Genomic DNA, 9,757 nt, shown 5'->3' on the forward strand with positions numbered 1-9,757 from the left:
CCCCATATTTACTTCATATAAATGTTGACGCGATTGTTGAATTCGTTTCATATCACGTTCAAGTACACGAGAGTACGCTTTAAACTCTTGTCCAAGGCGAATTGGCACCGCATCTTGTAAATGTGTACGACCCATTTTAATAACATGGTCAAACTGTTCGGCTTTTAATTCAAATACATCATGCATATAACCCATCGTTTGTAATAAGCCTTCTAATGCATTTAACGTCGCGATATGAATCGCTGTTGGGAATGCATCATTTGTTGATTGGGCCATATTTACATGACTATTTGGACTAATATAATGATAGTCTCCCTTTTCCATTCCTAATAATTCAAGAGCACGATTGGCAATGACTTCATTTGCATTCATGTTCATTGAAGTACCCGCTCCGCCTTGGATTGGATCTACGATGAAATGATCATGCCATTTTCCATCAAGAATTTCTTGAGCAGCTTCTGCGATCGCACCGCCCTTGTTTAATTCCAATCTTCCTACATCTGTATTCGCAAGCGCTGCAGCTTTTTTTACAATTGCGAACGCTTTAATTAAACCTTCATGGATTTTGTATCCTGTAATTGGGAAGTTTTCAACTGCACGCATTGTTTGTACGCCGTAGTATGCATAGTTTGGTACTTCTTTTTCACCTAAAAAATCTTTTTCAATTCGAACACCATTTTTAACTTCAGTTAATGTTGCCATGATTATTCACTCCTTAACGATTTCTTATGCTGCTTTTGTTTCTTTGACTGTTTCTACATATTGTTTTGCTTTCTCATTATCGAATTCGCCTTCCCACTTCGACATAACAATGGCCGCTAATGCATTTCCTAATACATTGACAGATGAGCGAATCATATCTAAAATGCGGTCAATTCCCGCAATTAATGCGATACCTTCTAGTGGTAACCCCATTGAACCTAACGTTGCTAATACAACAACGAACGATGCACCTGGAACTCCCGCCATACCTTTGGATGTTAACATGAGAACGAATAATAACGTTATTTGCTCCGTTAGTGACATGTGCACACCGTACATTTGTGCAACAAACAATGCCGCTAACGCTTGATAAATAGCCGATCCAGTCAAGTTAAATGTATAACCTGTCGGAATTACGAAAGAGGCAACTGCCTTTGGACAACCGAACTCTTCCATTTTTCTCATTATATTAGGTAAAACAGCTTCTGAACTTGCTGTCGTAAATGAAAGAATCAATTCTTCTTTTAAAATTTTTATTAATGTAAAAATGTTTACTCCAACCATTCGTGCATTAATACCTAATACAATCACAACGAATAGTATAACAGTTACGTATACAGCTAGCACTAGTTTTCCTAGCGGAAGTAGTGTTGCTACACCAAATTTTGCAACCGTAACGGCAATTAATGCGAATACACCAAATGGTGCAAATTTCATAACTTGATTTGTAACCCAAAACATGGCTTCGAGTACGCCTTCAAAAAAGTTAAAGACAGGCTTTCCTTTTTCCCCAATTGCCGCAACTCCTAAGCCGAATAATACTGAGAAGAATATAATCGGTAATAGGTCACCTTGTGCAATCGATTCAAATACGTTTTTCGGTACAATGTGAACAATTGTCTCAGCAAAACCTTTCTTCTCTGTTGCATCTGCAGTTTGTTTATAAGAAGAAATATCACTTTGCTGTAAATTACTCATATCAACACCAGTACCTGGTTGGAATATATTCGCTGCAAGTAATCCCATTAAAATAGCAATCGTCGTAATAATTTCGAAATAAAGAATTGTCTTACCACCCAGTTTCCCAAGCTTCTTCATATCTCCTACACCAGCTACTGCAACAATTAATGCTGAAATAACAATTGGTACTACAATCATCTTAATTAAGTGAATAAATATATCCCCAATTGGTGTGATATAAGAAATCGCCGTTTTATTGCCATAAAAGACTGCCCCTACTACAATCCCTAAAACAAGCGCGACAAAAATTTGTGTTGCCAATCCGAATTTTTTCATTTATGTTCATCCCCTTCATGCGAACGCTTTCAATTTGAATTTATAAAAGCTACTCACACATCTTATAAGCGAACCTACAAAATCATACAAAAACCTACAAGTTCGTCACAAAAAATTCAAATATTTTTCTTCTTTTTTTCATTGACACCATTTTGTTAAAAAACGATAAAATAAACTTGATAAGTAATCAGATTGTTTCGTATAATCAAAAAGGTATATACTTAAAACAAATCAAAATGAAAAGGAGTGGATGTTATGAAAAACTATACAAAGCAATTCGTCCTATCTTCTTCTTTTCTTTTTCATTTTCTTAAAAAGGAACAAAGGCATTCGCCTTTGTTCCTTTTTTATTGCGATCTATATAGGGGGAATTGTTATGAGGCCATATAAACGTGTCTTAATTAAATTAAGCGGCGGTGCACTTGCCGATCAAACTGGAAATAGCTTTAACTCCAAACGATTAGAACATATCGCAAACGAAATTTTATCCATTGTTGATTTAGGTATCGAAGTATCCATCGTCATCGGTGGCGGTAACATTTTTAGGGGGCATCTAGCTGAAGAGTGGGGAATTGATCGCGTAGAAGCTGATAATATCGGTACACTAGGTACAATCATTAACAGCTTAATGCTTCGCGGTGTTTTAACAAGTAAAACAAATAGAGAAGTACGCGTTATGACGTCCATTCCATTTAATGCAGTAGCTGAACCATACATTCGCTTACGTGCAGCCCACCATTTAGATAACGGCTATATCGTTATCTTTGGAGGCGGAAACGGGCAACCGTTCGTGACAACAGATTATCCAAGTGTACAAAGAGCCATCGAAATGAATAGTGATGCCATATTAGTCGCAAAACAAGGTGTCGACGGTGTTTTTACAAGTGATCCAAAGCATAACAAATCAGCAAAAATGTACAGCAAACTAAACTATAATGATGTCGTTAGACAAAATATACAAGTCATGGATCAAGCGGCATTACTGCTTGCCCGGGACTACAATTTACCAGCACATGTCTTTAACTTTGATGAGCCTGGAGTGATGAAAAAAATATGTTTAGGTGAACATGTGGGGACGTTGATTAATGATGATGTTACGATGCTGGTGCATGAAAAATAATGATTTCCCACCAAAAAGGGTGTCTTTTGTAGGCACCCTTTCCTAATCCATCATCACAAATAGAACTCAACCAATCCCGCCACTTTCTCCTTACAACGCTCCCAAAAAGATAACTTTTCAAAAAACTCTTTCGTCATTTCTTTCGAATCATGAAAATCCTCTGTTAACGCCTTATTAACTTGTCCTACAATAGGACCACCATAAATATAAAAATTCATTTCATCATTTATATTGAAGCTACGCGAAGTAAAGTTTGTTGTACCAATAACGGTTAATTCATTATCAATAAGCATTAATTTGCCATGGAACATTCCTTTTTTATACCCATATACAGTAATCCCATTATTAACAGCTTGACGTATGTATGGATACGCCGCTTCTTTTATAAGAGGTAGATCTGGTTTATATGACCAAAGTATTTTTACTGTAACACCACGCTTTTGTGCTGCGATTAAAGCATTCATGGACTCTTTATTTTTTGCTATAAAATACGGCGTTGCAATTACAATGGAGTGCTGAGCTTGTTTTATGAGCTCTATATATTTTTCAGCAACGTAATGCCCATTGTAACTAGTCATAGTATGTAATGTATTCCCTTTACTAGCTTTATTCGTACTCCTCTTTATCTCTTCTTTCGTATCTCGTTTCCAATCTAAAGCGAATTGCTGTTCTAAATCTTTTGCTCCTTCTCCTTTAAGCCATACATGATAATCACGCCAATATCCAAATCGCTTATCTTTCCCTAAGTACTCATCTCCTATATTAAATCCGCCTGTATAGCCAATCTCCCCATCAATCGTCGTAATACGGCGATGATTACGATGGTGAAATGAATAAAATCCGAATGGCAATGCAGGTTTTCTACTATATGTAAAATGCACACCACTTTCCCGTAATTCATTTATCATCTTTCTTTCAAATGATAAATCATTAATGCGATCAACTGATAAATAGACGTTTACTCCTTCTTTTGCCTTCTCTTTTAATAAGTTTAAAAAAGTATGACTACTTTTATCATCCGACAAAATGAAGAAATAAGTGTAGATGGAGCTTTTCGCTTTTTTAATATCTTCAAATAGCTGCTCATATAATGATTCCCCTTCTACATATAATTGAAAATCACTATAATGAGGCACATACTCTGTCGGCATGTTTTTTCCAGCTTCCATTTTCCTACCTAAGGTAACATCGATATGCATACAAATTAAAATAAAAACGAAAATAGCAATAATAATAGAAGTAACTCTTAATATTTTTTTTATCATTTTGGTTTCCTTCCAATCATATTCCTTACTATTTCGTAGTGTTTCATTTAAATATGTTTTCATACGAAATGTATTTCTTATTTTTATTGATACTGAACAGTTAAAGGAGATACGAATATGAGAAAAGGAAAAACTCCTATTGTTTTTATCCCAGGTCTTTTCGGTTCAATGAGCAATATTATTATTCCCGGCACTGGTAATTGGAGTTTTGGACTTTCTGCATTTGTTTACGAACCATTCATCATGATGCTAGAAAGTATGGGGTACGAACGAAATAAAGACTTGTTCATCTGTTTTTATGACTGGCGGCAGCGTATTGTTCTTTCTACACAAAAATATTTATTACAAACGATTGCTTATGCTAAAAAGATTACAGGTTGCGATAAACTAAATTTAATTTGTCATAGTATGGGCGGCCTTCTTGGACGTTCTTACGTTCAAAGTGACGAATATAAAAATGATGTGAATCAACTTATAATACTCTGCACACCAAACGCTGGATCTCCACCAAATTATAGTTATTGGACTGGAGGCAGTCTCCCTATCCATGCCTCTTCTAAAATAAATATCGTTCATTTTTATATGGAACAATATATTTGTTACTTAAGCATCTTACATAAAATGAATAAAGTTGAGGCGATACACATTTACTTTCCAGGATTACAAGATGTTATTCCTTGTAAAGATTACGGAAATTATTTATTTATAAAATCCGACTCTTCTATTACATTTCTTCCTTATAGTAAGATGAAAATGAAAAACCCTTTCCTCGATATATTAAATACAAATAGATTTATTATACAAAAAAGAAATATTGAAACGACACTCATTGCCGGAGATGGAGAGGAAACAACTCAATATTTACAAGTCGTCCCTTCACATTCCAAACTGAAATGGACAGACGGCAAAGTCGTCGGTGATTTACTTACAAAACATGGTGACGGTAACGCTGTTCTACATAGCGTTTTTCTTCTAGAGGGAAATAAATATGTTTTGCATGCTTCACATAACGAAGTGCTCTACAAAAGCATTCCTATACTACAAAAGATACTCTAAGTTTCAAACAAAAAAGGTATGGCATTAAGCCACACCTTTTCACATTAAACAAAATTTCTCGCGTCATTATTTCTTCCAAACTTATAAATAGCAATTAAGAAGAATGCAATTGCGAAAGCGAATAAAATTAAAATGTTTAAATACAACTCCGAGAATGGTATTCCCTGCTGTAGTTTTGATATCGTATCTAACAACCAGCGCTGCGGAAGAAAATTAGCTACTTTTTGTACTGCACTTGGCATAATGTCATATGGGAAATAACATCCAGCAAGTAAGCATGTTGGTACAATGATCATATTTTGCATCGCATTTGCCGATGCTGAGTTTTTCGAAAAAGCTACAAGGACTAATGATATTCCAATTGCGATTAATGCAAATAGCATTAGTACGCCCATCATCACTATGAAAGGCATATTGATATTCGTATGAAAAACATTCGTTAGGAATAGGATTGTAATCAAAATTTGTACTGTTAGTATTATCATATTTACTCCGACATTAGATAATATAAACTTCTTCCCATCTATCGGCGTTGATAATAGTCTAAAGTACGTTCTATTCTCTTTTTCTTTTAAAATATGACCTGATAAGTTCGCTGCTGAAAACAGCATAAACATAATAAGGTAACCCATCGTTTGATTTGTCATATCTTTATTTTTCGAAGTATCTTCTAGCGTCTCAGTTTTCATTTTAAATGAACTTTTTTGATACCCTGCGTACATATTGTCGAATGTGCTTTGATCTGTTCCGGCTACTTTACTAATAGCTGCTATATTATCAATATAATTATATAAATATGATTTTATAAATCCTGTTACTTGATCACCTTTAATCGATGAAATTTCAATATGCTCTGGTTTCCCTTCTCGAACACTTTTTGAAAAACCAGAATCTAATGTAATAACTCCATCAAGTTTTTTGGAAGTGAGTTTATCTTCTATTTGAGACTCCTTAACCTTACTCACATTCACATGATTTAATCCTTCTAAAAATTTTATCGTATCATTTGCTATCGGCTCATTTTCTTTATTTACAATCCCGATATTTAACGTTCCTTGCCCTGCATTTCCGTATATCGAGAAGGAAATGAGCGTCCCTATTATCGGCAAGCTAATTATAATTAGTAAACTTTTTTTATTTTTCAAAAGCACAGATAACGTTTTTTGTATGAGCCATAAAATATCCTTCATACTATAGCCCCTCCCGTCTACGTAATGCAATAATTGCAATTAATAAAAAGAGTGCTGAAATTCCAATGTTTAAAGAAATGACTGGTAGTGCTGCCCCTACATCATTTGCATAAATAATTTTCATAACAGCTGTATTTGCCCAAGTTAATGGCGATAAATTCGTAACGAAATTTTCTTCTACTACGAAATATGCACCTCCAAAAATAGAAGCTAATTGCACAACAACCATAATAATTGCCCTAGACGCTTCAGCTGTTTTCGTGATATATCCGATTCCTAAACCGAAGCTAATCGCTAGAAAGACTTGTGTTAATAAAATAAGAAATATGATTCCAAGATGGTCGCCCCAATTCGCTTGAAAAACAAATTTACTAAATAACATGACGAGTAATATGCACAGGGCATTTGCTACTAGGCTACCAAGTACTTTTCCAATGAATATTTCAGCTTTACTTATAGGTGCAGCAATGAGACGATCTCCTGTTTTACGTATTCGTTCTCCTCGAATTAAAGAACTCGCTCCCATCGCAGCATACAGTGCAATCATCGTTGTCATTACAACCGCGTAGTAATCCATAGAACCTGGTTTTTTCGCAGCTTGTAAAGATGTTTCTTTTATATAATCATTATGGTTTCCGTTTGAAATAACTGTGCTCACCTTAGTAGGATCTACTTTTGCAACTTCGACCGCTACATTGTACTTATCAACAAATGTTGTAAGCATTCCTTCCACAATACTCCCCTCAATACTACTTTTGTCACTTCCGTAAAATTTTGCACCATCTTTATTTAACTCTACATAAGCAGCATATTTATTTTTCTTCACTTCTTCTTTCCCATCTATACTGCCGGAAGCTTTTTTAAAATGAATACCTGATTTATCCACTTCTTTCGTAAATGCTGCAAATGATTGAGAAAACGTGCTACTCGCTTCATCTTTATATAGCACTTGTATATCTTTAATCGAATGACTATCACTATTAAATGCGTTGGTTAACGCTGTTCCTAACACAAGCATAAGTACAATCGGAAATGCTAACATAAAAACTAAAGTTCTTACGTCTCTGAAATCTCTTTTAATATGCATAATTGCAATATTGAAGATGTTCAATTGATGAACCTCCCTTTACCTTTTCTTCATTTACCTTTTATTTATCTCGTAAGTTTCTTCCGGTTAACGTAAGAAATACTGTTTCTAAGTTTGGAGCCTGCTCCTCTAACGAACGAATTTCAATGTCATGATTAATGAAATGCTGAATAATTTGATTTAAATTATTTAATCCTGCATCCGAGTTTACCTTGATTACGTTCTCTTCAATTTGAACAGCTTTCACACCGTTTATCTCTTTTAACTTTTCTACATCTAAATTTTCTACTGACTTCACTTCAATCCAAATATCTTTCGTATCTGTAATAATCGCTTTTAACTGTTCTTTCGTACCTTCTGCAATCACTTTACCGTGGTCGACAATTGCGATTTTCGTACAAATCTCTTCTACTTCTTCCATGTAGTGGCTCGTGTAAATAATAGTGCTTCCCATTTCATTTAACTTCCGGACAGACTGAAGAATATAGTTTCTTGATTGCGGATCAATTCCAACTGTCGGTTCATCCATAATAATTAACTTCGGTCTATGTGCAATTGCACAAGCAATATTCAATCTTCGTTTCATCCCGCCAGAAAAGTTTTTCGGATAACTTTTATGTTTATCGCTAAGCCCCACAAATTGCAGTGCTTCCTCCACTCTCGCTTTTAGCTCAACTCCTCTTAATCCGTACAACCCAGCAAAGAATTTCACATTTTCATAGGCAGTTAACTCTTCATAAATCGCAATATCTTGCGGAACGATACCGATATTCATCTTCGCAAATCGGTTATGTTTCTTTATATTTTTTCCTAGTATGCTAATTTCGCCTTCATTACTTCTTAACAAACCAGCAATCATATTAATCGTTGTACTCTTACCAGCACCATTCGATCCTAAAAAGCCAAATATTTCTCCTTCTTTAATAGATAAAGACATATTATCAACTGCGATGAAATCACCAAATTTTTTCGTTAAATTTTTAATTTCTAATGTATTCATCATTTCACCCCTATTTCGGTTTCTCTGCTTTTAGTATAAACAAAAAGAATGAACCTGCTCAGTGCAGAAGTTCATTCTTTTCACATGAGATTATTCACTTTTTTCATATGAGATGATTCATCCTCATATCGGCAACAACATTGTTACTGCAAAACCACTTGTTCCATCTACAATAATTTTTCCGTTTACTGACGCTGTTCGCTCCTCCATCCCCATAATCCCGAGACCTTTCTTAACGAGAACCGCACCTTTTCCGTTATCCTTCACTTGTACTTTCACCATCTTGTTAAGTACATGAATATCAATTGAGATGACTGTCGCATCAGCATACTTCATCGCGTTCGTTAATGCCTCCATAACATTTTCACCAATAATTTTCCACTGTATCGGAGAAATCATATCTAAGTTCCCTTTATAAACGAAAGGAATATTCACATCATTCTTACCGGCAAATTCCTCTATGAATAATTTCATACGATGAATACCAATTTGCTCAGTTGGTGGCTTCATATTTTTCAATGTAATGCGAATACTTTCAATTCCATCTTTTGAAATGTGAATTGCATTTTGTAATAACTCCGCAGATTTTTCTTTATCTATTTCCATTAACCTCTTTGCTGCCTCCATTTGAATAAGTGCACCCGTCATCGAGTGACCAATTTTATCATGAATTTCTTGCGATAACCGATTTCTCTCTTCTAGCTTAAATGTGTATTCAGATTGTCTTATGTACTCTTTATTTTCATGTAAGCTTTTCGTAAGTCGTTGCATATCTTTTCGCATCTTATCATTTTGCGATTCAAGCTTTACTACACGCGATATATATCGATCTGCAATAGTTAAAACGAGAAAAGAAAATGCAACAATTAATCCATAAGTCATTCGAATACTTTCATCTGCAATCGTAATTGGGAGCATCATAACGACAAAGCTTGGCCAATTCTTTTCTATGTAATAGAATGTAATTTCGTATAAGTTCAAAGGTAAAAACAAAATAAAAAATGGATGAACCCTCCATGTAAATAACATAACTACGCCAAT

Annotated in this window: 9 protein-coding genes; 2 read left to right on the forward strand and 7 right to left on the reverse strand. The window is 34.9% G+C overall.

Going from position 1 to position 9,757, the window contains the following annotated elements; all coding sequences use genetic code 11:
* Together ACQGSG_RS23060 and ACQGSG_RS23065 are read right to left on the reverse strand one after the other, a co-directional pair.
* A partial coding sequence (locus tag ACQGSG_RS23060; RefSeq protein WP_396516230.1) for a lyase family protein occupies positions 1-702 on the reverse strand: 702 nt, incomplete at its 3' end.
* Positions 703-726: 24 nt separating this feature from the next.
* Positions 727-1,998: a cation:dicarboxylate symporter family transporter gene (locus ACQGSG_RS23065; RefSeq protein ID WP_000713291.1), complete on the reverse strand. Its 1,272-nt coding sequence runs from the start codon at positions 1,996-1,998 to the stop codon at positions 727-729.
* Positions 1,999-2,374: 376 nt separating this feature from the next.
* Between ACQGSG_RS23065 and pyrH the strand changes: the two genes are divergently transcribed.
* On the forward strand, positions 2,375-3,118 hold the full coding sequence (pyrH, locus tag ACQGSG_RS23070; protein ID WP_001248058.1) for a UMP kinase: 744 nt from the start codon (positions 2,375-2,377) through the stop codon (positions 3,116-3,118).
* A 53-nt stretch (positions 3,119-3,171) separates the two neighbouring features.
* On the opposite strand, the gene ACQGSG_RS23075 is transcribed toward pyrH, so the two are convergent.
* Positions 3,172-4,383 carry a phospholipase D-like domain-containing protein gene (locus tag ACQGSG_RS23075; RefSeq protein WP_325842279.1) on the reverse strand — a complete coding sequence of 404 codons (1,212 nt, stop codon included), beginning with the start codon at positions 4,381-4,383 and terminating at the stop codon, positions 3,172-3,174.
* 117 nt (positions 4,384-4,500) lie between these two features.
* Between ACQGSG_RS23075 and ACQGSG_RS23080 the strand changes: the two genes are divergently transcribed.
* A complete protein-coding gene (locus ACQGSG_RS23080; protein WP_097861588.1) occupies positions 4,501-5,439 on the forward strand; it encodes an esterase/lipase family protein in 939 nt (312 codons plus the stop codon).
* Positions 5,440-5,483: 44 nt separating this feature from the next.
* On the opposite strand, the gene ACQGSG_RS23085 is transcribed toward ACQGSG_RS23080, so the two are convergent.
* From ACQGSG_RS23085 to ACQGSG_RS23100, 4 genes are all read right to left on the reverse strand, one after another.
* Complete coding sequence (locus ACQGSG_RS23085; RefSeq protein ID WP_058839107.1) at positions 5,484-6,629, reverse strand: ABC transporter permease; 1,146 nt, start codon at positions 6,627-6,629, stop codon at positions 5,484-5,486.
* Position 6,630: 1 nt separating this feature from the next.
* Positions 6,631-7,740, reverse strand: coding sequence for an ABC transporter permease (locus ACQGSG_RS23090; protein WP_001020151.1), 1,110 nt, complete (start codon positions 7,738-7,740; stop codon positions 6,631-6,633).
* A 37-nt stretch (positions 7,741-7,777) separates the two neighbouring features.
* Entirely contained in the window at positions 7,778-8,716 is a 939-nt protein-coding gene (locus tag ACQGSG_RS23095) for an ABC transporter ATP-binding protein (protein ID WP_001093830.1), read from the reverse strand.
* A gap of 123 nt (positions 8,717-8,839) precedes the next feature.
* Positions 8,840-9,757: sensor histidine kinase (locus tag ACQGSG_RS23100; RefSeq protein WP_426948111.1), on the reverse strand; the 918-nt coding region annotated here is incomplete at its 5' end.

The sequence above is a fragment of the Bacillus sp. GMa5/1 genome (assembly GCF_050172015.1).
GTDB classification, from domain to species: Bacteria; Bacillota; Bacilli; order Bacillales; family Bacillaceae_G; genus Bacillus_A; species Bacillus_A cereus.